This is a genomic window from Rhodococcus wratislaviensis (genome assembly GCF_900455735.1).
Taxonomy (GTDB): domain Bacteria; phylum Actinomycetota; class Actinomycetes; order Mycobacteriales; family Mycobacteriaceae; genus Rhodococcus_F; species Rhodococcus_F wratislaviensis.
In genome coordinates this window covers 84,383-110,269 of record NZ_UAUI01000012.1, presented here as the reverse complement: position 1 = coordinate 110,269, position 25,887 = coordinate 84,383, and the positions used below count along the sequence as shown (strand labels likewise).

At 68.1% G+C, this 25,887-nt stretch carries 29 protein-coding genes; 20 read left to right on the top strand and 9 right to left on the bottom strand.

Annotated features, from left to right (window positions below; genetic code table 11):
* The first annotated feature begins 6 nt into the window (after positions 1–6).
* Together DTA22_RS18670 and DTA22_RS18665 are read left to right on the top strand one after the other, a co-directional pair.
* Positions 7–849: a TatD family hydrolase gene (locus DTA22_RS18670; protein WP_112300523.1), complete on the top strand. Its 843-nt coding sequence runs from the start codon at positions 7–9 to the stop codon at positions 847–849.
* Between the two features lie 141 nt (positions 850–990).
* Positions 991–1,431 (top strand): DoxX family protein, encoded by a 441-nt coding sequence (locus DTA22_RS18665; RefSeq protein WP_112300522.1) that lies wholly within the window; start codon positions 991–993, stop codon positions 1,429–1,431.
* 50 nt (positions 1,432–1,481) lie between these two features.
* Here the strand turns inward: DTA22_RS18665 and DTA22_RS18660 are convergent, their stop codons facing one another.
* Both DTA22_RS18660 and DTA22_RS18655 read right to left on the bottom strand, forming a co-directional pair.
* The gene (locus DTA22_RS18660; RefSeq protein ID WP_112300521.1) at positions 1,482–2,252 is read right to left on the bottom strand and encodes an amino acid ABC transporter ATP-binding protein; all 771 of its coding nucleotides are present in this window, start codon (positions 2,250–2,252) and stop codon (positions 1,482–1,484) included.
* Entirely contained in the window at positions 2,249–3,718 is a 1,470-nt protein-coding gene (locus tag DTA22_RS18655) for an amino acid ABC transporter substrate-binding protein/permease (protein WP_370180812.1), read from the bottom strand. The genes DTA22_RS18660 and DTA22_RS18655 overlap by 4 nt, the downstream gene beginning before the upstream one ends.
* 241 nt (positions 3,719–3,959) lie before the next feature.
* Here DTA22_RS18655 and DTA22_RS18650 point away from each other — a divergent pair, with 241 nt between their 5' ends.
* From DTA22_RS18650 to DTA22_RS18635, 5 genes are all read left to right on the top strand, one after another.
* On the top strand, positions 3,960–5,075 hold the full coding sequence (locus DTA22_RS18650) for a resuscitation-promoting factor (RefSeq protein ID WP_037243820.1): 1,116 nt from the start codon (positions 3,960–3,962) through the stop codon (positions 5,073–5,075).
* Positions 5,076–5,097: 22 nt separating this feature from the next.
* The gene (locus DTA22_RS18645) at positions 5,098–6,225 is read left to right on the top strand and encodes a resuscitation-promoting factor (protein WP_112300519.1); all 1,128 of its coding nucleotides are present in this window, start codon (positions 5,098–5,100) and stop codon (positions 6,223–6,225) included.
* 10 nt (positions 6,226–6,235) lie between these two features.
* Positions 6,236–7,126, top strand: coding sequence for a 16S rRNA (adenine(1518)-N(6)/adenine(1519)-N(6))-dimethyltransferase RsmA (gene rsmA, locus DTA22_RS18640; protein ID WP_112300518.1), 891 nt, complete (start codon positions 6,236–6,238; stop codon positions 7,124–7,126).
* A gap of 127 nt (positions 7,127–7,253) precedes the next feature.
* Positions 7,254–7,391 (top strand): hypothetical protein, encoded by a 138-nt coding sequence (locus tag DTA22_RS36080; protein WP_160118525.1) that lies wholly within the window; start codon positions 7,254–7,256, stop codon positions 7,389–7,391.
* A gap of 213 nt (positions 7,392–7,604) precedes the next feature.
* Positions 7,605–7,808 (top strand): cold-shock protein, encoded by a 204-nt coding sequence (locus DTA22_RS18635; protein WP_005255446.1) that lies wholly within the window; start codon positions 7,605–7,607, stop codon positions 7,806–7,808.
* 89 nt (positions 7,809–7,897) lie between these two features.
* Here the strand turns inward: DTA22_RS18635 and DTA22_RS18630 are convergent, their stop codons facing one another.
* Complete coding sequence (locus DTA22_RS18630) at positions 7,898–8,332, bottom strand: hypothetical protein (RefSeq protein WP_037243828.1); 435 nt, start codon at positions 8,330–8,332, stop codon at positions 7,898–7,900.
* A gap of 107 nt (positions 8,333–8,439) precedes the next feature.
* Positions 8,440–9,408 carry a helix-turn-helix transcriptional regulator gene (locus tag DTA22_RS18625; protein WP_037244230.1) on the bottom strand — a complete coding sequence of 323 codons (969 nt, stop codon included), beginning with the start codon at positions 9,406–9,408 and terminating at the stop codon, positions 8,440–8,442.
* Between the two features lie 227 nt (positions 9,409–9,635).
* Here DTA22_RS18625 and DTA22_RS18620 point away from each other — a divergent pair, with 227 nt between their 5' ends.
* Positions 9,636–10,478 carry a YdcF family protein gene (locus tag DTA22_RS18620; RefSeq protein WP_037244232.1) on the top strand — a complete coding sequence of 281 codons (843 nt, stop codon included), beginning with the start codon at positions 9,636–9,638 and terminating at the stop codon, positions 10,476–10,478.
* Here the strand turns inward: DTA22_RS18620 and DTA22_RS18615 are convergent.
* Entirely contained in the window at positions 10,472–11,857 is a 1,386-nt protein-coding gene (locus DTA22_RS18615; RefSeq protein WP_112300517.1) for a cation:dicarboxylate symporter family transporter, read from the bottom strand. The genes DTA22_RS18620 and DTA22_RS18615 overlap by 7 nt on opposite strands.
* A 138-nt stretch (positions 11,858–11,995) precedes the next feature.
* On the opposite strand from DTA22_RS18615, the gene DTA22_RS18610 reads away from it, so the two are divergent.
* From DTA22_RS18610 to DTA22_RS18575, 8 genes are all read left to right on the top strand, one after another.
* Positions 11,996–12,298 (top strand): urease subunit gamma, encoded by a 303-nt coding sequence (locus tag DTA22_RS18610; protein WP_037243832.1) that lies wholly within the window; start codon positions 11,996–11,998, stop codon positions 12,296–12,298.
* A gap of 8 nt (positions 12,299–12,306) precedes the next feature.
* Positions 12,307–12,621 carry an urease subunit beta gene (locus DTA22_RS18605; protein WP_112300531.1) on the top strand — a complete coding sequence of 105 codons (315 nt, stop codon included), beginning with the start codon at positions 12,307–12,309 and terminating at the stop codon, positions 12,619–12,621.
* Positions 12,618–14,339: an urease subunit alpha gene (locus tag DTA22_RS18600; RefSeq protein ID WP_112300516.1), complete on the top strand. Its 1,722-nt coding sequence runs from the start codon at positions 12,618–12,620 to the stop codon at positions 14,337–14,339. Before DTA22_RS18605 ends, DTA22_RS18600 begins: the two co-directional genes overlap by 4 nt.
* Positions 14,339–14,971: an urease accessory protein UreF gene (locus DTA22_RS18595; RefSeq protein ID WP_112300515.1), complete on the top strand. Its 633-nt coding sequence runs from the start codon at positions 14,339–14,341 to the stop codon at positions 14,969–14,971. Before DTA22_RS18600 ends, DTA22_RS18595 begins: the two co-directional genes overlap by 1 nt.
* Before the next feature lie 34 nt (positions 14,972–15,005).
* Positions 15,006–15,695, top strand: a complete 690-nt coding sequence (gene ureG / locus DTA22_RS18590; protein WP_112300514.1) for an urease accessory protein UreG — start codon at positions 15,006–15,008, stop codon at positions 15,693–15,695.
* The gene (locus DTA22_RS18585; RefSeq protein WP_112300513.1) at positions 15,695–16,348 is read left to right on the top strand and encodes an urease accessory protein UreD; all 654 of its coding nucleotides are present in this window, start codon (positions 15,695–15,697) and stop codon (positions 16,346–16,348) included. The genes ureG and DTA22_RS18585 overlap by 1 nt, the downstream gene beginning before the upstream one ends.
* Before the next feature lie 73 nt (positions 16,349–16,421).
* Entirely contained in the window at positions 16,422–17,357 is a 936-nt protein-coding gene (locus tag DTA22_RS18580; protein WP_037243841.1) for a 4-(cytidine 5'-diphospho)-2-C-methyl-D-erythritol kinase, read from the top strand.
* A complete protein-coding gene (locus DTA22_RS18575) occupies positions 17,357–19,141 on the top strand; it encodes an ABC-F family ATP-binding cassette domain-containing protein (protein WP_037243842.1) in 1,785 nt (594 codons plus the stop codon). Before DTA22_RS18580 ends, DTA22_RS18575 begins: the two co-directional genes overlap by 1 nt.
* Positions 19,142–19,154: 13 nt before the next feature.
* On the opposite strand, the gene DTA22_RS18570 is transcribed toward DTA22_RS18575, so the two are convergent.
* Positions 19,155–20,279 carry an FAD-dependent oxidoreductase gene (locus DTA22_RS18570; RefSeq protein ID WP_112300512.1) on the bottom strand — a complete coding sequence of 375 codons (1,125 nt, stop codon included), beginning with the start codon at positions 20,277–20,279 and terminating at the stop codon, positions 19,155–19,157.
* A 4-nt stretch (positions 20,280–20,283) separates the two neighbouring features.
* Between DTA22_RS18570 and DTA22_RS18565 the strand changes: the two genes are divergently transcribed.
* Positions 20,284–20,829, top strand: coding sequence for a PadR family transcriptional regulator (locus tag DTA22_RS18565; RefSeq protein WP_245973323.1), 546 nt, complete (start codon positions 20,284–20,286; stop codon positions 20,827–20,829).
* A gap of 10 nt (positions 20,830–20,839) precedes the next feature.
* On the opposite strand, the gene DTA22_RS18560 is transcribed toward DTA22_RS18565, so the two are convergent.
* Complete coding sequence (locus DTA22_RS18560; RefSeq protein WP_112300511.1) at positions 20,840–22,336, bottom strand: acetyl-CoA acetyltransferase; 1,497 nt, start codon at positions 22,334–22,336, stop codon at positions 20,840–20,842.
* 428 nt (positions 22,337–22,764) lie between these two features.
* On the opposite strand from DTA22_RS18560, the gene DTA22_RS18555 reads away from it, so the two are divergent.
* Genes DTA22_RS18555 through DTA22_RS18545 form a run of 3 tightly spaced genes read left to right on the top strand, consistent with a single transcriptional unit; the run spans position 22,765 to position 24,406 of the window.
* Positions 22,765–23,241: a nuclear transport factor 2 family protein gene (locus DTA22_RS18555; protein WP_009478940.1), complete on the top strand. Its 477-nt coding sequence runs from the start codon at positions 22,765–22,767 to the stop codon at positions 23,239–23,241.
* A 45-nt stretch (positions 23,242–23,286) separates the two neighbouring features.
* Positions 23,287–23,700, top strand: a complete 414-nt coding sequence (locus DTA22_RS18550; RefSeq protein WP_005238756.1) for a VOC family protein — start codon at positions 23,287–23,289, stop codon at positions 23,698–23,700.
* Positions 23,701–23,728: 28 nt separating this feature from the next.
* Entirely contained in the window at positions 23,729–24,406 is a 678-nt protein-coding gene (locus DTA22_RS18545; protein WP_005238757.1) for a pyridoxine/pyridoxamine 5'-phosphate oxidase, read from the top strand.
* A 19-nt stretch (positions 24,407–24,425) separates the two neighbouring features.
* Here DTA22_RS18545 and DTA22_RS18540 read toward each other — a convergent pair whose 3' ends face one another.
* Both DTA22_RS18540 and DTA22_RS18535 read right to left on the bottom strand, forming a co-directional pair.
* Positions 24,426–24,932, bottom strand: coding sequence for a hypothetical protein (locus tag DTA22_RS18540; protein ID WP_037243851.1), 507 nt, complete (start codon positions 24,930–24,932; stop codon positions 24,426–24,428).
* 110 nt (positions 24,933–25,042) lie between these two features.
* The gene (locus DTA22_RS18535; protein WP_052033786.1) at positions 25,043–25,840 is read right to left on the bottom strand and encodes an IclR family transcriptional regulator; all 798 of its coding nucleotides are present in this window, start codon (positions 25,838–25,840) and stop codon (positions 25,043–25,045) included.
* Between the last annotated feature and the right edge of the window lie 47 nt (positions 25,841–25,887).

The following is a 25,887-nucleotide window of genomic DNA, read 5'->3' as shown; positions in this document are numbered from 1 at the left end:
GTCCGCATGAGCAAAGACCGTCCCGCCCCGGATGCCCCTGCGCCGCTGTTCCCGCTCGTCGATTCGCACACCCATCTCGACGCGTGTGGAGCATCGGACGCCGCGAGCGTCACGGCGATCGTCGACCGGGCCGCCGCGGTCGGAGTGGAGCGGGTGGTCACGGTGGCCGACGACCTGGCGGCCGCGCAGTTCGCCGTCGACGCGGCCCACTGGGATTCCCGCGTGTACGCGGCCGTGGCTATCCACCCGACCCGGGCGAATGTGCTCGACGACGCGACCAGGGCGGAAGTCGACCGGCTCGCCCGTGATCCCCGGGTGGTCGCGGTGGGGGAGACGGGACTCGACTTCTACTGGCCCGGGAAACTCGACGGCTGCGCCACGGTCCCCGAGCAGACCGAGGGCTTCCGCTGGCACATCGACCTCGCGAAGCGGCTCGGGAAGACGCTGATGATCCACAACCGGGAGGCCGACCAGGCGCTGCTGCAGGTGCTGCGCGAGGAGGGTGCGCCCGAGACGGTGATCTTCCACTGCTTCTCCTCGGACGCCGAGATGGCGCGCGAGTGCGTCGGCGCCGGTTACGTCCTGAGCTTCTCCGGCACCGTCAGCTTCAAGAACGCGAAGGCCTTGCGGGAGGCGGCCCCACTGGTGCCGTCGGATCAGCTGATCGTCGAGACGGATGCGCCGTTCCTCACCCCGCATCCGTTCAGGGGCGCTCCGAACGAGCCGTACTGCCTCCCGTATACGGTCCGGGCGCTCGCCGAGATCCGGGGCGAGGATCCGGACGAACTGGCGAAGGCGTCCACCGCGACCGCCGAGCGTGTGTACGGCCTCCGGCCCGTGAGTGGTTAGCGAGTCCCTGGACTCGTCGGGGCGCGCGCACAGGGCCGATTGCCTTATGTTGAAGTTTCAAGTTAGAGAACTTAGGATCGTTGCTTGTTCAACCAACGGTCGTCCCGGTCGCGCGGGGACACCTCGATGAAAGGCACATCCATGAACAACCCCGCAGTTCGAAGCCTGGGAATCCTCGTCGCCCGCGTGGGCATCGGCATCATCTTCCTCGCCCACGGCTGGCAGAAGGCCTTCACCAACGGCCTCGACGCCACGACCGCCGGCTTCGAGGCCATGGGAGTTCCGCTTCCCGGCGTCTCGGCGTTCCTCGCGACGTGGATCGAGCTGATCGGCGGGATCGCACTCATCATCGGGGCGGCCGTCCCGATCTTCGGCATCCTGCTCTTCCTCGACATGGTCGGCGCCTTCTTCCTCGTGCACGTCGACAAGGGAATCTTCGCGAGCGAGGGCGGCTACGAGCTGGTGCTGGCCCTCGGCGTCGGCTCGCTGCTGCTCGCCGTCGTCGGATCGGGCCGGTTCGGTGTCGACGGACTGCTCGGCGACAAGGTGCCGTGGGCCGCGAAGGAACGCGCCACCGTCTGATCCCGATGTGAGTGGCGAAGCGTGCCCCGGCACGCTTCGCCACTCACGTGTCAGAGGACCTTGTTCAGGAAGTCCTGGGTGCGGGGCTGCTGCGGGTTGCCGAAGATCTGCTCCGGAGTTCCCTCCTCCACCACGTAACCGTCGGCCATGAAGATCACCCGGTCGGACACCTCGCGGGCGAAGCCCATCTCGTGCGTGACCACGACCATCGTCATGCCCCCCTTCGCGAGGTCGCGCAGAACCTGCAGCACCTCGCCCACCATCTCGGGGTCCAGAGCGCTGGTGGCCTCGTCGAACAGCATGATGTCCGGGTTCATCGCCAGGGCCCGCGCGATCGCGACGCGCTGCTTCTGCCCACCGGACAGGTTCGCCGGTTTCGCGTCCGCCTTCTCCGCCAGCCCGACCTGCTCCAGGAGCCGGACCGCCGTCGCCCGCGCCTCCTCCTTGGAGGCGCGCTTGGTCTGCACGGGCGCGAGCATCACGTTCTCGATCGCCGTCATGTGCGGGAACAGGTTGAAGTGCTGGAAGACCATGCCGATGTGCTGACGCACCTGATCGATGTCGATCTTCTTGTCGCTCACGTCGAACCCGTCGACCACGACGTTGCCGTCCGTGATGTCCTCGAGCCGATTGAGGCAGCGCAGGAACGTGCTCTTGCCGGAACCCGACGGCCCGATCACGCAGACCACTTCACCGCTCGCGATGTCGACGTCGAGACCCTTGAGGACCTCGTTGTCGCCGAACGACTTCTTCAGACCCTTCACCCGGATCTTCGGGTCGGCGGTCTCGGCCTTGTTCTCTGTCACCGGTGTCTCGGTCACTTGTTGATCCTCTTCTCGAGCCGGTTCGACAGCTTCGTCAACGCCATGATGATGATGAAATACATCACGCCGATGATCAGCCACATGTTGAAGGACTGGAAGTTGCGGGCGATGATGATCCGCCCCGTCTGAGTCAGCTCGGCGAGCCCGATCACGGACAGGATCGACGTGTCCTTCAGCGTGATCACGAACTGGTTGATGTACGACGGGATCATCGTCCGCACGGCCTGTGGCATCACGACCTTCCGCATCGACTTCAGGTAGCTGATGCCGAGGCTTCGCGACGCTTCCATCTGCCCCTTGTCGACGGACAGGATGCCGCCGCGCACGATCTCGGCCATGTACGCGCCGGCGTTGAGGCTCAGCGTGATGATGCCCGCCGTGAACGCCGACATCTGGAAGTCCAGTGCCGCCGGGATGCCGAAGTAGATGAAGAAGGCCTGCACCAGCAGCGGGGTGCCGCGGAACACGTCCACGTATGTGGTGCCGATGCCGCGCAGGACGATGTTGGTCGACACCCGGAACAGGCCGAAGATCGCGCCGAGGACGAGCGCGATGGCGATCGAGATCACGGTCAGGACGATCGTGAGCCACAAACCCTCGAGCAGCAGCGGGTAGGTGCTCTTGATCAGGCCCAGGATCGAGTTGTCGTCGTCGGATGCGTCGGAGTTGAGGTAGGTGTCGAGGATCTCGTCGTACTGGCCGCTGGCCTTCAGGTTGGCGAGGCCGGTGTTGAACTCCTGCAGGAGCTGCGCGTTCTGGCCCTTCGCGACGGCGAACCCGTAGCTGGCGCCCGGGACCTTGTCGGTGACGGTCTTGAAGCCGTTTCCCTGCTTGATGCCGTACGCGAGGACGGGGTAGTCCTCGAACACGGCCGCCGAGTTACCCGTGCGGACCTCGTCGAACATGCTCGACGAGTCGGCGAAGTACTTGGTGGTGAAGCCGTACTGGTCCTTGATGGACTCGGCGTACGTGGCGCCCTCGGTGCCGTTCTTGACCGCGACGGACTTGCCGCGCAGGTCCTCGTACGAGGTGATCGAGTCGTTGCTCTCGAGCACGCCCATCTGAACACCCGACTCGAAGTACGGATCGGAGAAGTCGAACGTCGCCTTGCGGGCGTCGGTGATCGACATGCCGGCGATCATGCCGTTGGCCTGACCGCCCGTGACCGCCTGGAGTGCGGCGTCGAATCCGACAGCGTTGACCTGGTAGGTGAACCCCTGGTCCTCGGCGATGGCGGCGAGGAGGTCCATGTCGATTCCGACGAGCTTGCCGCTCTCGTCCTGGAACTCGAACGGGGCGAACGTGATGTCGGTGGCGATGGTGTAGTTGTTGCCCGGAGCGGGCTCTTGTGCGCCGGCGAGGCCGGGCGCGACGAGTGTGACGAGCAGCGTCAGCGCGGCGATCACCGCGGGCACTCTCGGACGTCTGACGAGTCTCAGAAGTCGATCGGATCTGCTGCGCACGGAACCCCAGCTTTCTCAGTCAGTAGTGCCCGGTCGCTTCCGGGCTTCTTGGTGCATGTCGCAAGATACTGCGTTCCGGGCGTGGTCCGGACCAGAAGGGATCCTTCGCGGTGAAGCGAAAACTGTCCCCGATCTCAACCTTTTCGTGATCTCGCACGCAGGTCGTAGCGGCAAAGTTGCCAGACCATCGCCGATTCGTTACCGTACCGTGATCAAACCTTCGCCAGCCTTGGGATTTCATGTGTCGCCTTTAGCCAGAATCAACAACGCCAAATCGCCCCTTCTCTACGTAGTCGTCGCGGCACTGCTCGCGACGCTCGTCGTGGGCGGTGCGCTGGCAGTGGCGCGGCACAAGACCGTCACGCTCGACGTCGACGGTGAGACCATCTCGCTCGGCACGATGGCCTCCGACGTCGGCGGCGCGCTCGACGACGCCGGGTACCCCGTCAGCGAGCGTGACGCCGTCGCTCCCGCAGCCGACGCATCACTCTCCGACGGCGACACCGTGGTGTTGCGGCGGGCCCGCGAGATCGACCTCACGGTCGACGGGCAGCCGAAGACCGTGTGGACCACCGCCCTCACCGTCGACGACGCACTGAAGCAGTTCGAACTCGCCGACGACGTCCACGTCTCGGCGTCCCGCTCCGAGCGCCTGCCGCTGGAAGGCACCTCGCTCGAGGTCGTCAACGCCAAGCTCGTGAAGGTCGCCGACGGCGGCGCACCGCTCACGGACGTCCGACTGGCAGCCCCCACCGTCGGTGAGCTCCTCGCCGCCAACGGCGCCCCGCTCGAGCAGGCCGACACCGTCGTTCCGCCCGCCGACGCCCCCGTCGTCGAAGGCACCGAGATCCACGTGACCCGCGACCGCACCGAGACCCGCACCGAGACGCTGCCCATCGCACCGCCCGAGAACCGCGTCGAGGATCCCGCGCTGGACAAGGGCAAGACCGTCGTCGAGAACCCGGGAGCCCCCGGCGAGCGCACCGTCACCGCATCCGTGAAGACGGTCAACGGTGTCGAGGCCGGACGTCAGGAGCTCAGCTCACAGGTGCTCCGCGAGCCCGCGCCGGCACTGGTCAAGGTCGGTGTGAAGGAACTCGCCATCTCCAACGCCTCCACCTGGGATTCGATCGCGCACTGCGAGGCCACCGGCAACTGGGCCATCAACACCGGCAACGGGTTCTTCGGCGGACTGCAGTTCACCCAGAGCACCTGGGAGGCGTTCGGCGGAAGCCAGTACGCCGCCCGCGCCGACCTCGCATCCCGCGAACAGCAGATCTCCGTCGCCGAGAAGGTCCAGGCGGCGCAGGGCTGGGGCGCATGGCCCGCCTGCACCAGCAAGCTCGGACTCCGCTGACGGTCTGAAGTAAAGGAACACGATGTCGCCCTTCGCGAAGATCAACTCGGCTCGCTCGCCGCTGCTCTACACCGTGGTGGCCCTGCTTCTCGCCACACTGATCGCAGGCGGAGTGATGGCCGTGGTCCGGCACAAGAACGTCACACTCGACGTGGACGGCGAGAAGATCTCGCTGAGCACCATGACCACGAGCGTCGACGCCGCCCTGTCCGACGCCGGTTATTCGATCAGCGACCGCGACGCCGTGGCACCGGAACGCGACGCGACCCTGTCCGACGGGGACACCGTGGTGCTGCGCCGCGCGCGTGAGGTGTCGCTGACGGTGGACGGTCAGCCCAAGACGGTATGGACCACCGCGCTCACCGTCGAGGACGCGCTGAAGCAGTTCGAACTCGGCGAGGACGTGCACGTGTCCGCATCCCGTTCGCAGCGACTTCCGCTCGACGGTGCGGCCCTCGAGGTGCTCAATCCGCTCGTCGTGAAGCTCGCCGACGGCGCGCTGCCGGCCACCGACGTGCGCATCGCCGCGCCGACGGTCGGAGAGTTCCTCGCCGCGCACGGCGCACCGCTCGAGCAGGCCGACACCGTCGTCCCGCCCTCGGACACCCCGCTGACCGAGGGCATGGACGTGACCGTCACCCGCGACCGCACCGAGACGAAGGTCGAGACGTTGCCGCTGGCTCCGGAGGAGCAGCGCATCGAGGATCCGACGATGAACAAGAGTCGCACCGTGCTCGAGAACCCGGGAGTGCCCGGCGTCCAGGACGTCACGTTCGCGGTCAACACCGTCAACGGCAAGGAAGTCGGACGCAACCAGGTGTCCGCGACGGTCACGACGCCGGCCCAGCCGAAGGTGATCCGCGTCGGCGCGAAGCCGGGCACCGAGGTGCCGCCCGTCGAGAACGGTTCGGTCTGGGACGCGCTCGCCCAGTGCGAGGCCACCGGCAACTGGGCCATCAACACCGGCAACGGATTCTTCGGCGGCGTCCAGTTCGACCAGAACACGTGGGAGCGCCAGGGCGGCCTCAAGTACGCGCCGCGCGCCGACCTCGCGACCCGCGAGGAACAGATCGCCGTCGCGTCGCAGACGCAGAAGACGCAGGGCTGGGGAGCGTGGCCGTCGTGCTCGGGCAGGCTCGGCGTGCGTTAAAGTTCGCCTGGTGTCCGAAGCCGAAGTACCCCCCGTCGCTCGAGGTCAGGCCGCACTGCTCGGCCCCGCCGAGGTGCGCGCGTTAGCCGAGGAGTTCGGCGTGCGCCCCACCAAACAGCTGGGGCAGAACTTCGTGCACGACGCGAACACGGTGCGCCGCATCGTCGCGACCGCAGGCGTGGGACGCGAGGACACGGTCCTCGAGGTCGGGCCCGGCCTCGGTTCGCTGACGTTGGCGCTCCTCGACGTCGTCGACAAGGTGATCGCCGTCGAGATCGACCCCAACCTCGCGGCGCGGCTCCCGGTCACGGTCGCCGACCGTGCTCCGGAACTCGCGGACCGGCTGACCGTGGTCGGCGCGGATGCGATGCGGGTCAAGCCGTCCGAGATCCCCGGTGAACCCACGGCGCTCGTCGCGAATCTGCCGTACAACGTGGCGGTGCCCGTGCTGCTGCACCTGTTCTCCGAACTTCCCAGTCTCCGAACCGCTCTGGTGATGGTGCAGGCCGAGGTGGCCGACCGGCTGGCGGCGTCCCCCGGCAGCAAGATCTACGGCGTGCCGAGCGTGAAGGCCAATTTCTTCGGCGCCGTGCGGCGCGCGGGCGCCGTCGGGCGCGCGGTGTTCTGGCCCGTCCCGAAAGTCGAGTCGGGTCTCGTGCGCATCGACCGGTACGCCGAACCGCCGTGGCCCGTCGATGACGCACACCGGCGCCGCGTGTTCGCCGTGATCGACGCGGCTTTCGCTCAGCGCCGCAAGACTTTACGAGCCGCGCTCGGTGGTTGGGCGGGATCGCCCGCCGAGGCGGAGCGACGGCTGCTCGAGGCCGGCATCACGCCGTCCACCCGCGGCGAGACTCTCGACGCCGCAGCCTTCGTACGCCTCGCCGCCACCCAGCCGTGAGTACTTGTCAACCGCGGGACGTTGACAAGTACTCACGGGGGCCGGTTCCGGGACAACCGGGGCCTCGGGTTCGTACCGGGTAAGCAAGGACTTTCCGCAGTTCGCCGGCTTCTACGACGAGCGTGTCGTGCCCACCGGCAGCGGGACCGTGGTGGTGTCGGTGACGGGGAGCGTGACCGTCCTTCCCGGTCAGGGTGCGCCGTGGGCGCCGGATGGGATCGTGGCGCCCGTTGCCCCCGGTGTGTACGCCAATTTCATCCCCTGACCTGCGCGAGTTCGGCCCGGGGGAGACAACCGACCAGATGTGTGGTTCACTATTGGAGGTCGTAAGTTTTGTGTTTGTGTTTCCCACGCTCGCAAATCGATGGTTGCGAGCGTTTGGACGTCCTCCACAGGAATTGTCATAGACGGTCGTGTTCAATGACCCAGGTAACCGAGCCGGTTGCCTGAAGAAGTTACTGTGTTAGAGGAGATTTACATGGCAGAGGGCATCGTGAAGTGGTTCAACTCCGAGAAGGGGTTCGGCTTCATCGCCCCCGAGGATGGCAGCGCTGACGTGTTCGTCCATTACTCGGAGATCCAGAGCGGCGGCTTCCGCACGCTCGAGGAGAATCAGCGCGTTTCGTTCGAGATCGGCCAGGGCAACAAGGGCCCGCAGGCCACCGGCGTCACCCTGATCTGAGAACGGCCATGACTTCCCGGTTCGCCGGGACATGACGTTCGAGCAAGGCCCCACTCGTCAGAGTGGGGCCTTGACTCGTTTCTGCCCGGCTACGCCGACCGCAGGTGAGCGGCCTGGTACCCGAGATTCATGGCGCAGACCAGCCAGAGTTGCAGCGCGGAATTCTCCGACGGACCGAACAGCCCGATCACCGCAGCGGCACCGAGCGCCGCGGCCACGAAGAACGTGGCCGTGCCGAGCGCCCGCCGGGGCGTCGACGAGAAGATCACCACACCCGTCACGAACAGCGCCCACAGTGCGGTGGCGAGGATGGTCGCGGTGACGAACCAGGCCGTCGAATACCTGCTCGGCCACGTCCACGGCTGGGTTCCGTTGTCGAGGGTGCACACGAACGCCAACGAGAACGCCATGATCACCACCGTTGCGCCCCCGAGCGCCAGATGGCCCCCGACGAGCACCTTCCCGACTGTTCCCGTCCCCGCAGGCGCCCGCGCGCGCCCCTCCTCGACAATCGTGTGCTGCATCCCCGACTACCCCGACCTTTCCTTGTCGTCTCCTGAGTTGGACGCCGCGCAGGACCGTTCGGTTCCACGGATTTTCGGTCCACGGTGACGGCTGAACGGCGTCTCGGTCAGGCGTTACCGTAGCGGTCGGCGAAGAGGCGGTGACGCTCACCCACCCGTCGGCACTCTTCGCGCAGCTCAGGAGGGTCGAGGACGGTGAAGTCGACGCCGAATGCGCTGAGCCAGTTGGCTATCGACGGCACGGAGTCGCCGCCGAGCGCCACCGCGCATCGTCCGTCGGGCATTTCTTCGAGGGTTCCCCAGTCTTCGTGTACCAGGGCTGCCATCTCGTCGATCGACGCGTGCAGCAGCACCCGTGCGCGGATCCGGGTGACGGCGCGGTTGATGCCCCGTGCGACGAATTCGGCGGCGCCGCCGGGTGGCAGTTCGCGGGGCACGAACCGCGGTCCCGTCGGGATCTTGGGTGTCAGGCGGTCCAGCCGGAACGACCGCCAGTCCGCGCGGGTGAGGTCCCAGGCGACGAGGTACCAGCGCAGCCCGGAGCGGACGAGCCGGTAGGGCTCCACTTCACGGCGGCTCTCGGTGCCGTCGTGGGTGCGGTAGTCGAACCGGAGTCGTTCGTGGTTGTGGCACACCGAGGCGACGGCTGACAGGACCTGCGCGTCGACGGCGCTCTTCGCGGGCTCGCGGTGGACCACGTCGACCTGCAGCGCCTCGAGGCGGTGCCGCAGGCGGGACGGCATCACCTGCCGGAGTTTGGTGAGCGCTCGTACGGACGCCTCCCCGATGCCGACCACCGAGCCGGTTGCGCCGGATTGCAGGCCGAGTGCGACGGCCAGGACTTCTTCGTCGTCGAGCAGCAGGGGCGGCATTTCCGCGCCCGCGCCGAGCTGGTAGCCACCGCCCACCCCGACCGTCGCGTCCACGGGGTAACCGAGGTCGCGGAGTTTCTCCACGTCTCGCCGGACCGTGCGTGGGGTGATGCCGAGCCGGTCGGCGAGTTCTGCCCCGGACCAGTCCTTTCGGGTCTGAAGCAGGGACAGCAGCCGGAGGAGTCGTGCCGAAGTTTCCCGCATGCGTTTCAGGATGCCATCGATAGCGGACATCTTCTGTCCTCTATCGGCGGCGGGTAACGGTAAGTAACGATTTTCCCACCAGCCCCACGAGTGTCACTACACTGGCGCCGACGCTCCACGGACCATCGCATGTGTACTTCGTGAAAATCCGACGGAAAGGTCTCAGCGTGACGCAGTTTCGTGTTCGGCCCATTTCTTCAGCAGTCAGGGCGCTGCTCGCCACCGTCATGACCGCCGCCTTCTGCCTGGCTCTGGCGGTCTCGACCACCGCGACGGCGTCCGCCTCGGCCGCCGACCTCTTCAACAGCGCGCAGGGCAGATTCGCTGCCGGTGACACCCGTGGCGCCCTCGCGGACATCGGTGGCGCCGTCGCCGGAGAACCCGGCGACACCAATGCGCTGGCATTGCAGGCCATCTACGCCGACGCCGCGGGCGATCTGATCACCCGGGAGACCGCGCTCGCCCGGCTGGGCGCTATGGACGGTGGGATGCGCGCCGGCGTCGACGGGATGCTGAACGCGATCAGAATTGCGTCGTTCACGCCGCCGAACCCACTTCCGGCCATCCAGGGTCCGTCCACCGCGATCATCGTCCTCGGTTACGGGCTGCTTCCCGACGGCGCGATGCGACCGGAATTGATCAACCGACTGCAGGCCGCGCTCGTCCAATCGTGGGCCTCGCCGATGTCGCCGATCATCGTCACCGGCGGCAACCCGCAGAACGGCATCACCGAGGCGGCCGCGATGCAGGGCTGGTTGCAGTCGCACGGCGTCCCGGCGCAACGCATCCACCCCGAGCATCGTGCCGGATCGACGGTGGGCAACGCGCTCAACTCGGTTCCGCTCGCGCGCTCGCTCGGTGCGGGCGGCGCGATCATCGTCACGTCGGCCAACCACATCCGCAGGGCAACGGTCGATTTCAACGTCGCCGGACTACCGGTGGTCGGGGCGATGAGCGCGATCACCAGCGCCGGTCAGCTGATCGCTGAAGTCATGCCCCTGACCAAGGACCAGCAACTCGGAATGTACCGCGACGCGATCCGGGTGTTCGGCATCCCCGCCGGCTACTGACGCGACTCGTACCCGGCCACGACCGGCGGCTGCTCGACGGGATCCGCGCCGCCGGGGCTGAGCCTTCCGTGGACGGCGTCCTGCATCTTCTGCTTGTCGAGCTGGCCTTCCCAGTTCGAGACGACGAAGGTGGCGACACAGTTGCCGAGGAGGTTCACGAACACCCGCATCGAGTCCATGATCCGGTCGGCGCCGAGCAGCACCGCGACGGCCGCGACGGGGAAGATTCCGAGCGCGGTCGCGGTCGCCGACAGCGCGAGGAACGACGATCCGGGTACGCCTGCCATCCCTTTCGACGTGAGAAGCAGGATGAACAACGCGCCGAGCTGGTCGGCGACGGACAGGTCGTGGCCGGTGGCCTGGGCGAGGAACAGCGTCGAGATGGACAGGTAGATCGCGGCCCCGTCGAGGTTGAACGAGTATCCGGTCGGCACCACGAGCCCGGTCGCGGCCTGCGAGTTCCCGGCCCCGACGAGCTTGGTCATGATGCGGGGAAGCACCGCCTCGGACGAGGCGGTTCCCAGGGCGAGACCGAACTCCTCCTTGGTGTACCGGATGAACGTGAAGATGTTCAGTCCCACGGCGAACTTCGCGATCAGCGCGAGGACGAGGACGAACAGGGCTCCGGCGAGGTAGCAGCAGGCGATGAGCTTGGCGAAGCTGCCGAGTGTGGAGATTCCGTACTGGCCGATGATGAACGCCATCGCGCCGAACGCGCCGATCGGGGCGAGCCGCATGATCCAGCCGATGATGATGAAGATGATGTGGCTGAGGTGGTCGACGAATTCGAGGACCAGCGGGGGACCGTGCTCGCCGTACTTGGCCAGCGCGATGCCGAAGAGCACCGCGAAGAAGAGGACCTGCAGCAGTATGTTGTCGGCGAACGCGCCCACCACACTGGTGGGGACGATGTCCATGAGGAACTCGACGGCGCCGGGGAGTTCGCCACCGCCGGTCTTCTCCGCGACCTGCTCGGTGCCGTCGGCGAGGGTGGCCGGGTCGATGTCGAATCCGGCGCCCGGCTTGACGATGTTGCCCATGACCAGCCCGAAGAGTAAGGCGAACCCGGTGACGGCGGTGAAGTAGATCAGTGCCTTGACGCCGATTCGTCCGACGGCCTTGACGTCCCCGACCTTGGCGATTCCCGTCACGACCACCGTGAAGATCAACGGTGCGATGAGCATCTTGATCAGCTTGACGAACGTGTCGCCGATCGGTTTGAGCTCCGATCCCACCGTCGGCCACAACCAGCCGAGAGTGATGCCGCCGACGATGCCGAGGAGAAGCTGGACGAACAGGTTGGTGTACCAGGGCGATCGCGTCCCGGTCGTCGACAGGTTGCCGCCGGGTGGGGGATGGGCGTCAGTGGAGATGGCCATGGGGGAACGCTAGGAAGGTGCTGTGACAGCTTCGTGTCACGAATGTTTCCGCGGTGAGAACGGCGGTCGTTCCGGGCGTGGGCGGTGCCACACTGCAGTTCGTGGCAGTATTGCGACGCACCGACCGCAGGAGGACACATGCGCTTGTCGCCCCACGAGCAGGAGCGTCTGCTCCTGAGCTACGCCGCGGAACTCGCGCGCAGGCGCCGGCAGCGCGGTCTCGTGTTGAACCACCCGGAGGCGGTGGCCCTCATCACGGATCACATCCTCGAGGGGGCCCGCGACGGCCGGTCGGTGGCGGACCTGATGGTGTCCGGTCGCGAGGTGCTCACCCGGTCCGACGTGATGGAAGGCGTCCCGGAGATGCTGCACGACGTGCAGGTGGAGGCCACGTTCCCGGACGGAACCAAGCTCGTCACCGTCCACGATCCGATTGCGTAGGGGTGACCGTGATTCCAGGTGAAGTCGTGTGCGCCGAGGGCGTGATCGAGCTCAACGAGGGTTCTCCCCGCACCGAACTCGAGGTGGTCAACACCGGTGACCGTCCGGTCCAGGTCGGGAGCCACGTTCATTTTCCGCAGGCCAACCACGCCCTGCAGTTCGACCGTTCCGCCGCCCACGGGCTGCGGCTGGACATTCCCGCCGGCACCGCGGTGCGTTTCGAACCGGGTATCGCGCAGACGATTTCACTCGTTCCCCTGCGCGGGACCCGTGAAGTGCACGGGCTGAGCCTCACTCCTCCCGGAAAGCTGGACGCGCCATGACCGAACTCAGCCGCGCACGCTACGCCGAGCTGTTCGGTCCCACGACCGGTGATCGCATCCGGCTCGCCGACACCGACCTTCTGATCGAGATCACCGAGGACCGCAGCGGCGGTCCGGGACTGGCCGGCGACGAAGCCGTGTTCGGTGGCGGAAAAGTGTTGCGCGAGTCCATGGGTCAGGGGCGCGCGACCCGCGCCGAGGGTGCGCCCGACACGGTGATCACCGGCGTGGTGGTCGTCGATCACTGGGGAATCATCAAGGCGGACGTCGGTATTCGGGACGGACGTATCGTCGCGCTCGGCAAGGCGGGCAATCCTGACACGATGTCGGGGGTCCACCCCGATCTGGTGGTGGGTCCGTCCACCGAGATCATCGCCGGCAACGGCAAGATCCTCACTGCCGGTGGTATCGACTGCCACGTGCACTTCATCTGCCCGCAGATCATGGACGAGGCGCTGGGCGGCGGCATCACGACGATGATCGGCGGCGGCACCGGCCCCGCCGAGGGCAGCAAGGCCACCACCGTCACCCCCGGTTCGTGGCACACCGCCCGGATGCTGGAGGCACTCGACGGCTGGCCGATGAACATCGCCCTGCTCGGCAAGGGCAACACGGTCAGCTCCGAGTCGATGTGGGAGCAGTTGCGCGGCGGCGTCTCCGGGTTCAAGCTGCACGAGGACTGGGGTTCGACTCCGGCGGCCATCGACGCGTGCCTCACCGTCGCGGACGCTGCGGGAGTGCAGGTGGCCCTCCACTCGGACACGTTGAACGAGGCAGGCTTCGTCGAGGACACTCTCGCGGCCATCGCCGGCCGGGCGATCCACGCCTATCACACGGAGGGGGCGGGCGGCGGCCACGCGCCGGACATCATCACGGTGGCCGCGCACGCGAACGTCCTGCCGAGTTCGACCAACCCGACCCGCCCGCACACGGTCAACACGCTCGACGAGCACCTCGACATGCTCATGGTGTGCCATCACCTGAGCCCGAAGATCCCGGAGGACCTGGCGTTCGCGGAAAGCCGCATCCGGCCGTCCACCATCGCGGCGGAGGATCTGCTCCACGACCTCGGCGCCATCTCCATGATCGGCAGCGACTCGCAGGCGATGGGACGCATCGGCGAGGTCGTGTTGCGCACGTGGCAGACGGCGCACGTGATGAAGCGCCGACGGGGTTTCCTGGCAGGCGACAACGGCGCCGACAACCAGCGCGTCCAGCGTTACGTGGCGAAGTACACGATCTGCCCCGCCGTCGCGCACGGGTTGGAGGACGAGATCGGATCGGTCGAGGTCGGCAAGCTCGCCGACCTGGTGCTGTGGGATCCGGCGTTCTTCGGTGTCCGGCCGCACGCGGTGATCAAGGGCGGGATGATCGCGTGGGCTGCGATGGGAGATGCCAACGCGTCCATACCGACTCCGCAACCGGTGCTTCCGCGCCCGATGTTCGGGGCGGCGCCCAAAGCGGCGGCCGCCACGTCCGTGCACTTCGTCGCACCGCACGCGCTCGAGGACGGACTGGCGGATCGGCTCGACCTGAGCCGTCGGCTGGTGCCGGTCGCGAACGTGCGGTCGCGGGGCAAGGCAGACATGCCCCGCAACGACGCGCAGCCGCGGATCGAGGTGGACCCGGACACGTTCACGGTCCGCATCGACGGCGACGTGTGGGAAGAGCAGCCGGCGGCGGAACTGCCGATGGCCCAGCGATATTTCCTGTTCTGATGCGCCTCGCTCACCTGATGTCCCTCGCCGACTCGAGGCTGCCCACGGGCGGTCACGTGCATTCGGGCGGCATCGAGGAGGCCGTCGCCAGCGGTGTCGTCCGCGACGTCGCCACGATGGAGGCGTTCCTGCGGCGACGGATCCGGACCGCCGGGCTCGTCGGGGGATCGATCACCGCGGCGGTGTGCGCCGGCCGTCTCACCGCCGAACGCGCCGACGCCGAGATGGATGCGCGAACCCCGTCCCCGGCGGCGCGGTCGTCGTCGCGGGCGCAGGGGAGAGGTCTGCTGCGGCTGGCCCGCACCACGTGGCCGGAGCACGACTGGTCGCCGGTCGGGATGCGTCCGCACCTGCCCGTGATCTCCGGGGTGGTCGGATCCGTCACGGCGGTCGGGCCCCGCGAGGCCGCGCTGGTCGTCGTCTACACCACCATGACCGGGTCCGCGATCGCCGCGCAGCGTCTGCTCGCTCTCGACCCCGCGCAAGTCGCCGCGTGCACGTTCGCACTGTCCGACCTGTGCGACGACGTCGCCGACCAGTGCGTGACCGGACTGTCGAGCGTGTCCGACCCCTTCATGGATGTCGTCGCCGAGCGGCACGTTCTACGGGATCGCCCCCTGTTCGTGTCGTGACACTCAGCTGTACCCCAGTAAGGAGAGATCAACCATGCCACCGCATTTCATCGATGGTGAACCCCACGACCACCAGCACGACCGTCCCCGGCGGGTCCGGGTGGCGGGGGAGCCGGTCCGGATCGGGATCGGCGGGCCCGTCGGATCGGGCAAGACGGCGCTCGTCGCCGCGCTGTGCAGGCAACTGCGCGAGGAGTTGTCGCTGGCCGTGCTCACCAACGACATCTACACCACCGAGGACGCGGACTTCCTGCGCCGCCACGCCGTGCTGCCGGACGAGCGCATCGCCGCTGTGCAGACCGGTGGCTGCCCCCATACGGCGATCCGCGACGACATCACCGCCAACCTCGACGCCATCGACGACCTGATCGCGGCCAACCCGCCGCTCGACCTGATCCTGGTGGAGTCGGGCGGCGACAACCTCACCGCGACGTTCTCCTCGGGCCTGATCGATGTGCAGATCTTCGTCGTCGACGTCGCGGGTGGTGACAAGGTTCCCCGCAAGGGCGGTCCCGGTGTGACGTTCTCGGATCTCCTCGTGATCAACAAGACCGACCTCGCCCCCATGGTCGGAGCCGACCTCGGGGTGATGCGCCGCGACGCCGAGCAGGTCCGCGAGGGGAGGCCCACGGCGCTGATCTCGTTGACGGAGGACCCGTCGTCCGGACCGGCTCTGGAGTGGGTGCGCGAGCAGGTGCGCACCCTCGCCGACGTGCACCAGTAGTGCGCACCGAACTGACGATCGTCGCGTCCCCCGACCGCAGTCCGCGGATCTCCGCGGTCGGGGGATTGGCGGCGCGGATCACCGGCCGCGACACGGTCCACGTGATCGGCACCGCCGCGACCCCGCTCGGCGGCGACCACTGGGACGTCACCGTCCGGGTGCTGCCGGGTGCCCGGCTGACGCTGCGCAGCGTCGCGGCGTCCCTTGCCCTGCCCGGCCGGGGTCGTGTGCTGTCCACGGCGCAGTGGTCGGTGGAGGTCGAGGACGACGCCGTGCTCGACTGCGCGCTCGAACCCACGGTGATCGCGGGCGGCGCGGAGCATCGCGTCGAGACGACGGTGAACCTCGCCGAGTCGTCCACCCTGTTGTTGCGTGAGCGGGTGCAGATCGGGCGGGCAGGGGAGACGACGGGACGCTGGGTCGGGGTCACGAACGCCGATCTCGGCGCCCTGCCGCTGCTCCGGCACCAGCTGGAACTCGGCGTCGGCACCGTGTCGCACGACGTCCTGGACGGCCCGGCGGCCGTCACGAGTGAACTGCGGTACCCGGACGATCGGCCCGCGGACGTCACGGGCGACATCCGGTCGGCGCGGAGCCGTCTGCCCCTGGCGCGCGGCGGCAGCCTCACCACCCGGCTCGGCCCGCACCTGTGACGCAGGTGAGCGGCAAAGTGCGTGATGGTGCGCATTTCCGCACCCGTACCGGGAGCGCCTAAGCTCTACCCTTGTGCTTTCCGTCGTTCCTCGCCCCGTCGTAGTCAGGGCCCCGTCCAAGGTCAATCTGCATCTGGCCGTCGGGGACCTGCGCGACGACGGCTATCACGAGCTGAACACGGTGTTCCAGGCTCTCTCGCTCAGCGACACGGTGTCCGTGGTCCCCGCGGAGACGCTGTCGGTGACGGTCCGCGGCGAGGACGCCCGCGTCGTACCCACCGACAGCGGCAACCTCGTGTGGCAGGCCGCCGAGATGCTCGCGGCCGAGTCGGGGCGGCGCCCGGACGTCGAGATCGCCATCGACAAGGGCATCCCGGTGGCCGGGGGTATGGCCGGTGGCAGCGCGGACGCCGCGGCGACGCTGGTCGGGCTCAACGCGCTGTGGCAACTCGACCTGTCGCGTGAAGAACTCGACGGGTTTGCCGCGAAGCTCGGCAGCGACGTTCCGTTCTCCCTCCACGGTGGCACCGCGGTCGGGACGGGACGCGGCGAGCGTCTCCTGCCGGTGCTCTCCCGCAGCACGTTCCACTGGGTGCTCGCGCTCGCGAAGGGCGGCTTGAGCACACCGACCGTGTTCCGGGAGCTGGACCGGCTGCGTGCCGACGGGAATCCGCCGCGCCTCGGCGGACCCGAAGACCTGATGCACGCGCTCACGACGGGGGACGCCGCAACGCTGGCCCCGTTGCTGGGCAACGACCTGCAGTCGGCGGCGCTGTCGCTGAATCCGGGCCTGCGGCGGACGCTGCGTGCCGGGGTCGCGGCGGGCGCATTGGCCGGCATCGTGTCCGGGTCCGGCCCGACCTGTGCTTTTTTATGTGCTGAAGCGGATGCCGCGGTCCGGGTCAGCGCAGAACTCGCAGGTGCGGGGGTGTGTCGCACGGTGCGAGTCGCCAGCGGACCCGTACCGGGCGCCCGAATAATCAATGACGCGGCGGAGGGATCGCACTGATGGCGAATCTGATCAATCTCGAGCAGGTATCGAAGTCCTTCGGCATCAAGCCGCTGCTCGATTCGGTATCCCTCGGAGTGCAGGAAGGCGAACGCATCGGCGTCGTCGGCCTCAACGGCGGTGGCAAGACCACCATGCTCGAGGTGCTCGCCGGAGTGGAGGCGCCCGATTCCGGACGTGTCAGCCGGGTCGGCGGCCTGCGGATGGCGGTGGTGACCCAGCGCGGCGTCCTGCCACCCGGCTCGAGCGTCGGCGACGTGGTGCTCGGACCGCTCGGTGTGGCCGACCACGAGTGGGCGGGCGACGCCCGCATCCGGTCGATCCTGGCCGGCATCGGGATCGACAACCTGGGGCTCGAGGTGTCGGTCGACGGGCTGTCGGGTGGTGAGCGGCGGCGCGTCGCGCTGGCCGCCGCGCTCGTCCAGGACCTCGATCTGCTGGTGCTGGACGAGCCGACCAACCACCTCGACGTCGAGGGTGTGCAGTGGCTGGCGGAACATCTCGTCAGCCGGCGCAGCGCGCTCGTTGTCGTGACCCACGACCGGTGGTTCCTCGACACCGTGGCCAACCGCACGTGGGAAGTGGTGGGCGGCAAGGTCGAAAGCTACGAGGGCGGATACAACGACTGGATCTTCGCCCGGGCAGAGCGCTCCCGGCAGGCCGACGCGTCCGAGGAACGTCGCCGCAACCTCGCCCGCAAGGAATTGGCCTGGCTGCGGCGCGGTGCACCCGCCCGCACGTCCAAGCCCAAGTACCGGATCGAGGCCGCCGAGGCGTTGATCGCGGACGTCCCACCGCCCCGCGACAACGTGGCGCTGGCGTCGTTCGCGCAGCGCCGCCTCGGCAAGGTCGTCATCGAACTCGAGGATGCGCGCCTGGAGACGCCGGACGGCCGGGTGCTCGTCGACGACCTCACCTGGCGGTTGGCGCCGGGGGAGCGTGTCGGTCTGGTCGGCGTCAACGGCTCCGGCAAGACGACGCTTCTGCGCACACTCGCCGGGGAGATCGCGCCGGCGTCGGGCAAGCGCATCCAGGGGCAGACGGTGCACATCGGCTGGCTCCGTCAGGAACTCGACGACCTGCCGACGAACATGCGGGTGCTCGAGGCCGTCAAGGATGTCGCCGAGCGGATCACGTTGGGCGACAAGGAGGTGTCGGCCGGGCAGCTCGCCGAACGGCTGGGCTTCACGCCGGCCCGGCAGCGGACCCCGGTCGGTGACCTGTCCGGTGGCGAGCGGCGGCGGCTGCAGCTGACCCGTGTGCTGATGTCGGAGCCGAACGTACTGCTGCTCGACGAGCCGACCAACGACCTCGACATCGACACGCTGCAGCAACTCGAGGACATCCTCGACGGCTGGGCGGGCACGATGGTCGTCATCAGCCACGACCGGTACCTGATCGAACGCATCTGTGACTCCACGTGGGCGTTGTTCGGCGACGGCAAGCTGACCAACCTGCCCGGTGGGATCGAGGACTATCTGCGTCGCCGGGCGAAGATGGTCGACACCGGCGCACCGTCGGTGGCGTCGACGGCCACCGGTGCGTCGGCCCCCAAGCAGGTGCGGGACGGGGCCGCCGAACGCACCGCGCGCAAGGAACTGTCGCGGCTCGAGCGTGCGGTGGCGAAGCTGGACGACCGGGAGCGGAAGCTGCACGAGAAGCTGGCAGAGGCGGCCACCGATCCGGACAGACTGCAGAAGCTCGACACCGAGCTCAAGCAGGTCGTCGCGGAGAAGGAAGCCACCGAGGAACAGTGGATGGAGCTGGCCGCCGAGCTGGACTAGCGACCCCGCCCGGTCACCACTCGATCCGGTAGTCGTACATCCAGCGCAGACTGTCGCGGCGGCCGACCATCCGCATGACGGTCGGCAGGGTCAGGTCGCGGATCACGCGCCCGATGGGTCCGGGTGCCTTGCCGCTGCCGTTTCGCTTGCCCTGGGCGACGATTCGCTCGACCCGGGTGCGGCGGGCGGTCTCGTACGCTGCGAGGGCGCCGGCGGTGTCCGGGTGTTCGCGCAGGCATCGCGCGAGCACGACGGCGTCCTCGATCGCCATGGACGCCCCCTGCCCGGACGACGGTGACGTGGCGTGCGCCGCGTCCCCGATGATCACCATCCGCTCGTTGCGCCACGTCGGCACGGTCGGAAGGTCGTAGGTGCTCCAGCTCCGGATGATGTGCTCGGTGGCGTCGATGATCTGCAGGGCCGGTCCGGCGTCACGGGAGAACAGCTCGGTCAGTTCGGCGCGCTGCTGCTCCGGCGTGATCGAGGCGAGTTCCTCGGTCGACGGTTCCGTGCGGCGCCCGGGGTTGGCGAACCACCAGACGTCACCGCTCGGATGGATGAGATAGCCGAAGAAGCACCGCTTGCCGAAGAGGAAGTGGGCCGCGCCGGGTTCGCCGTCCAGGGCGAGACCGGTCGCGAATCCGCCGGTGTTGAGGAGGCCGAGATACCGGGGGTCGGGTGCGTGCGGGTCGAGGACGGACCGGGTGCGCGACCGGAGCCCGTCGGCCCCGACGAGCAGATCGCCTTCGGCCGTCGTGCCGTCCGTGAAGTCGGCGTGGACTCGATCCCCGTCCAGGCGGGCGTCCCGGAGTTGCTTGCCGTACTCGATGCGTACGCCCCGTCGCACTGCCTCGTCGCGCAGGGTGCGGTAGAGGTCGGCGCGGCGCAGCGTCTGGGACGGCGTGCCGAAGGAGGTGAGGCCTCCGTTGTCGAATTCGGCCAGCTGTTTCCCGGTTCCGCTGACGATCCGCATTCTGCGGGTGTCCATCCCGAGTCCGGCGACCTGACGATCGAGATCCAGTAAGTGCAGTCCCTCCAGGCCGTTGGTCGCGAGGGTCAGGAATGCGCCCACGCCGTCCGCGCCGTGATCGTGCGCTTCGTACACCACGGGGTCGAGGCCGGCCCGTTGCACGGCCATCGCCGTGACCGTGCTTGCGATGGCCGTGCTGTCGATGCTGTCGGAAGGGCCGATGCACGCCTACCGCATGCAGCAACTGATCAAGGAGCGGCACAAGGACGAGGTCGTCAACGTCGCGCAGCGCAACAGTGTGTACCAGACGATCGAACGCCTGCTGCGCGACGGATTGATCGAGGTCGAGTCGACGGAACGGGCCGAGAATCGCCCCGAACGCACGACGTACCGGCTCACCGGAACGGGCGCGACGACGTTGACGCAGTGGCTGCGGGGGATGGTCGCGGAGCCGGCCCGCGAGTTCCCGGAATTTCCGGCCGCGCTGGCATTCCTGCCGAGTCTCGGCTCCGACGACGCGCTCGGTGCCCTGCGTTCGCGGATCACCGTGCTCGAACAGCAACTGGCCGGGCTCGACGCCGGCCTCGCCGAGGCCGGGACGTTTCTTCCGCGACTGTTCGTCGTCGAGGACGAGTACCGGCGGGCGGTCCTGCTCGCCGAACTCGACTACGTCCGCTCGCTGGCCGACGACGTCGCGGCGGGCGAACTGCGCTGGTAGGGCCGGCCCGTCAGAACCGCACCGACAGGACTCCGTCGCGGTCCGTGACGTGCACGGACCTCCCGATCGCCGACCGCGCCGGGGTCTGTGCGAACGCGGACAGCGCGACCGCCTCCTCGGGGCCGGTATGTCCGGCGAGACGCCTGCCGTCGGGGGTGTGGGCGACGACGAAGCCGGTCGCCGGGGCGCCGTCCCGGCCGTACTCCACCGTGGAGGTGACGATGTCGGCTTGCCCGTCGTAGCCGGTGACGAGTTCCGGCGCCTCCGACGAGAGTTGCGCCGGCTCCGGATCGCCGACGTAGCCGCCCGGATGCGGGGCGCCCGCCAGCACCACGACGTGCTGGTACGTCAGATAGCCGCCGTTGCCGTGGACCAGGGCCGGTCCCGCGCCCTCCCGCAGTCGGCGGGTGACCTCGGCGATCGAGTGCAGCGTGTAACTGTTGAGAGGACCACCGAAGAAGGAGTGACCGCCCGTCACGCTCGGCACGGTGCTTGCGGGCAGGCCGAGCGTGCGGACCAGTAGCTTCGGCACCACCGGGAAGCAGCTGTACGCGTCGACGATGTCGAGCGCCGAGGCGTCGATCGAGGCCCGCGACAGTGCCCGGTGCACAGCGTCCGTCATCGCCGCGGACGTGCCGAAACCGTTGCGGCTCAGTACGTCCACGGGATCGGTGGCTCCCGCGCCGCCCCACAGGTACACCGTGCGGTCGTCCGGAACGCCGTGGTCCCGAGCGACCGCCAGGGAGCACACCAGCACCGCGGCGGCCTGATCGACGAACGGCATGGCGTTGAGCATCAACGGGTACGGCTCGCACACCATCCGATTGCCCGGACTCACCGTGGCGATCTCCTCGGCGGAATACACCTCGGACGTCCACGACGCCGGGTTCTTCGCCGCCAGTTCGGAGAAGGCCGAATACATCCGGGCCGACTCCGACAGAGACTCGTCGGGGCCCAGACCCGATTCGTGCGCCACCCGGTTCTCGAACAACGGGTACACCCGGGTCGGAACGATCAGGCCGGCCCGCTGCATCGCGGGACTACCGAGATCCGCCGGATCGAAGGCGGGAGGACCGCCCGGCGCCGACGTCCAGCCCAGTGACGCCGGATCGGTGCCCGACTTCCGGAGCCCCGTCATGGTCGCCTGCGACTCACCGCCGACGAGGAGCACTGCTGCCGACCGGCCCGCGGCGATGTCGTCACCGACGCGGTCGAGGAGCGCGGCGGGCCAGTGGCCGCCGATCGGGGAGGTGCTCGATCGTGGCGACGGCAGATTCAGCCGGGCGGCCAGCAGTCCGGGGAGGTCGTCGTACGACCAGCTGACGGTCTTCACCGCATGGATTGTGTCGATCCGGGAGCCGAGGTGCGCGGAGCCGCTGTCGGCGAGAGCGGCACGCGCGGCCTCCGTGATCAGGTCGAGCGGTTCACGCGGGGCGGCCGGATCGCCTGCGCGGCCGGAGCGGATGTCGCCGACTCCGACGATCACCGGTATGCGGCTCGGATCCATGGATTCCCCTCTCGCGTGACCACGTCAGCGTCACGATAGCGCCGGACGAGATACCTGTGGATTCGGGGTCACAGCAATCTCGTCCGGCGTCCGGTCTTTCGGGTCCTTCGGCCCGGCGGAGATCGGCCGGATATCAAAAAGTACTGTGCAGCAGGTGAATTCGGACGACGGTGGGCTGGGGTGTGGAGTCCTCGGGCCGGCGGAAGTGCGCAGGCCCGGGCAGTCATCAGGTGAGGCTAGCCTAAGGTAGTGTGAGTGGCGTGCTGTTGCGCAGGCCATGCAGTCATTTCGTAACCTTTTCGTGTCCCGGATCACGGCCTGAATATGCATGATCCGGGCAAAACGGGGGAAACCAAGGCGAACCTGCAGATTATCCGACTAATCTGCAGTCCAGGGCTTGCATGTTCGCTGCACAGGAGGCGGGGGTCATGGATCTCGAAGCAATCAAACAGATCGAGCAGCTCAAGCACCGTTACTCACGTGCTCTCGACACGAAGTCGTGGGTGGAGTTCGCCGACACGATGGTTCCGGACGTCACGGCGACGTACAGCGAATACCTCACGTTCGATTCCCGTGACTCATTCGTGTCCTTCCTCGAGAACACTCTCGGGACCCACGTCATCACGGAGCATCAGTGCGGCCAACCCGAGATCACCGTCACCGGTGACACCGCGGTAGGGGTGTGGTTTCTCGCGGACACCACGCTGATTCCCGAGGACGGCATGCTGTTGCGCGGCTCTGCCTATTATCACGATCGTTATCTTCGGTGCCCCGACGGGAACTGGCGGATCACGCACACCGGCTACGAACGCACCTGGGAATCGGTTGCGGCGCTCTCCGATTTCCCGAGTTTCCGGCTCACCTCCAACAAGTGGGCGATGTTGCAACCTCCGGCGTCCGCCTGAGGGAGCACACTGGGAACCGACCCACACGGACACTGGGAGGTGACGATGGCTCCGGACGTCCCCGTTCCCGGCGCGCTGCCGTACCTGACGGTGCGGCGGGGTGTCGAGGCCATCGAGTGGTATTCCAAGGTGTTCGGCGCCGAGGTGGTCGGTGAGCCGATCGTCATGGACGACGGCCGGGTCGGTCATGCGGAACTGCGGTTGCCGACCGGCATGATCTATCTCGCCGAGGAGTTCCCCGAGATGGGCCTGACCGCGCCGGAATCCGGTTCGACGTCCGTGAGCCTGATGTTGTCCGTCGACGACCCCGATGCCGTCCTGGTGGGGGCCCGCGACGCGGGCGGCAAGGTCGAACGGTGGATCTCGGAAGGTCACGGACACCGCAACGCGACACTCATCGATCCGTTCGGTCACCGCTGGATGCTGGTGGGGCCGACGGATCCGGCCGCGTCGGCCTGAAGGTCCGGGCCGCGGCTACTGTCGGCACATGCCGACCACACCCGACCGTTCGTCGTTTCCGGACACCCGCGCATGGATTCGCGCCCTGCCCGCACTCGGCGGCGAGACACCTCCGCCCGTCGACACGCTTCCGGATGCGCCGACCACACTGTTTCTCGACTGGATCACGCAGGCCGCAGCGGCCGGAGTTCCGGAACCGCACGCGGCTGCGCTGTCGACCGTCGATGCCGAAGGCAATCCGGACGCGCGTTTCCTGCTCCTCAAGGACGTCACGGAGCAGGGTTTCTGGTTCTCGGGTGACACTCGCTCGCCGAAGGGTCGTGAGCTGGCCGCGAATGCCGTTGCGGCACTGTCGTTCTACTGGCGAGAACAGGGCAGGCAGGTGAGGGTGCGGGGGTCCGTCGTCGAAGGCGATCCGGCACTCTCCGCCCGCGACTTCCGCGAACGGTCGGTGACCGCCAGGGCCGTGGCCGCCGCCAGCCGGCAGAGCGAGGTCCTGGACGATCCCACCGAATACGAACGTGCCGTCGCGGCGGCGGTGGCCCGCATCGACGCCGACCCCGACTTCGTGTCGGGAACCTGGCGGGCATGGTGCATCGTCCCCGACAGTGTCGAGTTCTGGCAGGCGGATGCCGGGCGCAGGCATGTGCGCCAGCTCTACCGCCGCGAGTCCGAAAAGTGGATCCGCGAGGTGCTGTGGCCCTGACCGCGCCCGGCGGCGGGGGTCAGCGCGCGGTCGCGGACGGCGAGCGCAGGTCGACGACGATCGACTGGCCGTTCAGCTTCGCATGGATCTCGGGGCGCTCGAACCCGGCTGCGACGAGGTACTCGCCGAGTAGCTCCAGCAGTTCGTCGGCGTCCACGGTGGGATCGGCGGAGTGACTGCTCGCCGACGCGAGGTGCTCCTCGAGCAGTTCGGTGTGTGCAAGACGGCCCGCGACTCGCACGGCTGCCACTCCCATCGCGTTGCGTCGCATGACGGTGCGTCCACGAGACTCGGGCGACGCCGTCGCGTCGGACGCCTCGGCCGGCTCCTCGGTGCTGTGTGAGCCCGAGCTGCGCGTCGGCAGCGGGAAGGTGAACGTCTCGGCGGAGCTGGTCGTGGACTTGCCGTTGCCGTTGCTGCCGGTCAGCCCGCCGGTGCTCGGTTCAGCGAAAGGGGAGTCCGTCGCCGAGCTCGTTCCGGCGGAGCCGTTGCTGCCCGATCCGTTGGGGGAAATGCCGTTCTCCATCGTGTCGCTTCCTGCTCGTGGCCAAACGGGTACCGCGCAAAGCCCGTCAGTGTGCTCGATTCGACCTGAAAGCTACCAGGAGGGTCCGGCGGGCCGCACACCTCGACGGCTCACCGAACCCCCTCGGCCCTCAACTCCCGGGCCCAGGCGGACGCGTGCTTCGTGAGCACGCCGGCGATCCGCTCCAGCTCACCCGGGTACGACGCGACCTCGGCGGGCATGGACACGCTGAGGGCGTCGGTGGCGGGGATGCGGTAGGGCACGACGGTGGCAATGCACACCACGCCGACCGTCCCCTGTTCTCGTTCCAGGGCCCACCCACGGTTGCGCACCTCGCCGAGTTCGGCGACGAGGTCGTCGACGTCGACGATGGTGTTCTCGGTGAAGCGTTCGAGTTTCGCGGGCAGCATCTGCCGGACCTCGCTGGTCGTGAGCTCGGCGAGCAGGGCCTGCCCGAGCGCGGTGACGTGGCACGGCAGTTTGCGGCCGACGCGGTGCATGCGCCGAACCTCGACCTTCGATCCGCGGCTCGCGAGGTAGATGACGCTGGCCTCGTCGCGCCGCGCGAAGTGGACGGTGTGACTGACCTCCGACCGGAGCGCCTCGAGCACTGCTGCTGCCCTTGAGACGACCGAGTCCTTGTCGAGGTACGACGTGCCTGCGAGCAGGGCATGGGTGCCGATGCCGTAGCGCGACCCCGACTCGTCGGCTTCGATCCACCGCAGATCCTTGAGCGTGCGCAGGAGAGCGTGCAGGCTCGAGCGCGGATACTTGCACGCTTCCTGCAATTCGCCGAGGCTCATCCGGGTCGGTGATGCGGCGAGCGTCTCGAGGATGTGGATGGTGCGCTCGGCAGATTTGACCGGTTGGGATTCCGGCGCTGCCCCACGCATGTCTTCTGTCACCATGAAGACACTATCTCTCATTCTGAACGCGATATCACCTACTGACCCGT

What these genes read in the sequence shown, in the direction of transcription:
- DTA22_RS18670 (WP_112300523.1), top strand. Translation starts at nt 7, where the DNA reads ATGAGCAAAGACCGTCCCGCCCCGGATGCCCCTGCGCCGCTGTTCCCG.
- DTA22_RS18665 (WP_112300522.1), top strand. Translation starts at nt 991, where the DNA reads ATGAACAACCCCGCAGTTCGAAGCCTGGGAATCCTCGTCGCCCGCGTG.
- DTA22_RS18645 (WP_112300519.1), top strand. Translation starts at nt 5,098, where the DNA reads ATGTCGCCCTTCGCGAAGATCAACTCGGCTCGCTCGCCGCTGCTCTAC.
- DTA22_RS18635 (WP_005255446.1), top strand. Translation starts at nt 7,605, where the DNA reads ATGGCAGAGGGCATCGTGAAGTGGTTCAACTCCGAGAAGGGGTTCGGC.
- DTA22_RS18630 (WP_037243828.1), bottom strand. Translation starts at nt 8,332, where the DNA reads ATGCAGCACACGATTGTCGAGGAGGGGCGCGCGCGGGCGCCTGCGGGG.
- DTA22_RS18625 (WP_037244230.1), bottom strand. Translation starts at nt 9,408, where the DNA reads ATGCGGGAAACTTCGGCACGACTCCTCCGGCTGCTGTCCCTGCTTCAG.
- DTA22_RS18620 (WP_037244232.1), top strand. Translation starts at nt 9,636, where the DNA reads ATGACCGCCGCCTTCTGCCTGGCTCTGGCGGTCTCGACCACCGCGACG.
- DTA22_RS18615 (WP_112300517.1), bottom strand. Translation starts at nt 11,857, where the DNA reads ATGGCCATCTCCACTGACGCCCATCCCCCACCCGGCGGCAACCTGTCG.
- DTA22_RS18610 (WP_037243832.1), top strand. Translation starts at nt 11,996, where the DNA reads ATGCGCTTGTCGCCCCACGAGCAGGAGCGTCTGCTCCTGAGCTACGCC.
- DTA22_RS18600 (WP_112300516.1), top strand. Translation starts at nt 12,618, where the DNA reads ATGACCGAACTCAGCCGCGCACGCTACGCCGAGCTGTTCGGTCCCACG.
- DTA22_RS18595 (WP_112300515.1), top strand. Translation starts at nt 14,339, where the DNA reads ATGCGCCTCGCTCACCTGATGTCCCTCGCCGACTCGAGGCTGCCCACG.
- ureG (WP_112300514.1), top strand. Translation starts at nt 15,006, where the DNA reads ATGCCACCGCATTTCATCGATGGTGAACCCCACGACCACCAGCACGAC.
- DTA22_RS18575 (WP_037243842.1), top strand. Translation starts at nt 17,357, where the DNA reads ATGGCGAATCTGATCAATCTCGAGCAGGTATCGAAGTCCTTCGGCATC.
- DTA22_RS18570 (WP_112300512.1), bottom strand. Translation starts at nt 20,279, where the DNA reads ATGGCCGTGCAACGGGCCGGCCTCGACCCCGTGGTGTACGAAGCGCAC.
- DTA22_RS18560 (WP_112300511.1), bottom strand. Translation starts at nt 22,336, where the DNA reads ATGGATCCGAGCCGCATACCGGTGATCGTCGGAGTCGGCGACATCCGC.
- DTA22_RS18555 (WP_009478940.1), top strand. Translation starts at nt 22,765, where the DNA reads ATGGATCTCGAAGCAATCAAACAGATCGAGCAGCTCAAGCACCGTTAC.
- DTA22_RS18550 (WP_005238756.1), top strand. Translation starts at nt 23,287, where the DNA reads ATGGCTCCGGACGTCCCCGTTCCCGGCGCGCTGCCGTACCTGACGGTG.
- DTA22_RS18545 (WP_005238757.1), top strand. Translation starts at nt 23,729, where the DNA reads ATGCCGACCACACCCGACCGTTCGTCGTTTCCGGACACCCGCGCATGG.
- DTA22_RS18540 (WP_037243851.1), bottom strand. Translation starts at nt 24,932, where the DNA reads ATGGAGAACGGCATTTCCCCCAACGGATCGGGCAGCAACGGCTCCGCC.
- DTA22_RS18535 (WP_052033786.1), bottom strand. Translation starts at nt 25,840, where the DNA reads ATGGTGACAGAAGACATGCGTGGGGCAGCGCCGGAATCCCAACCGGTC.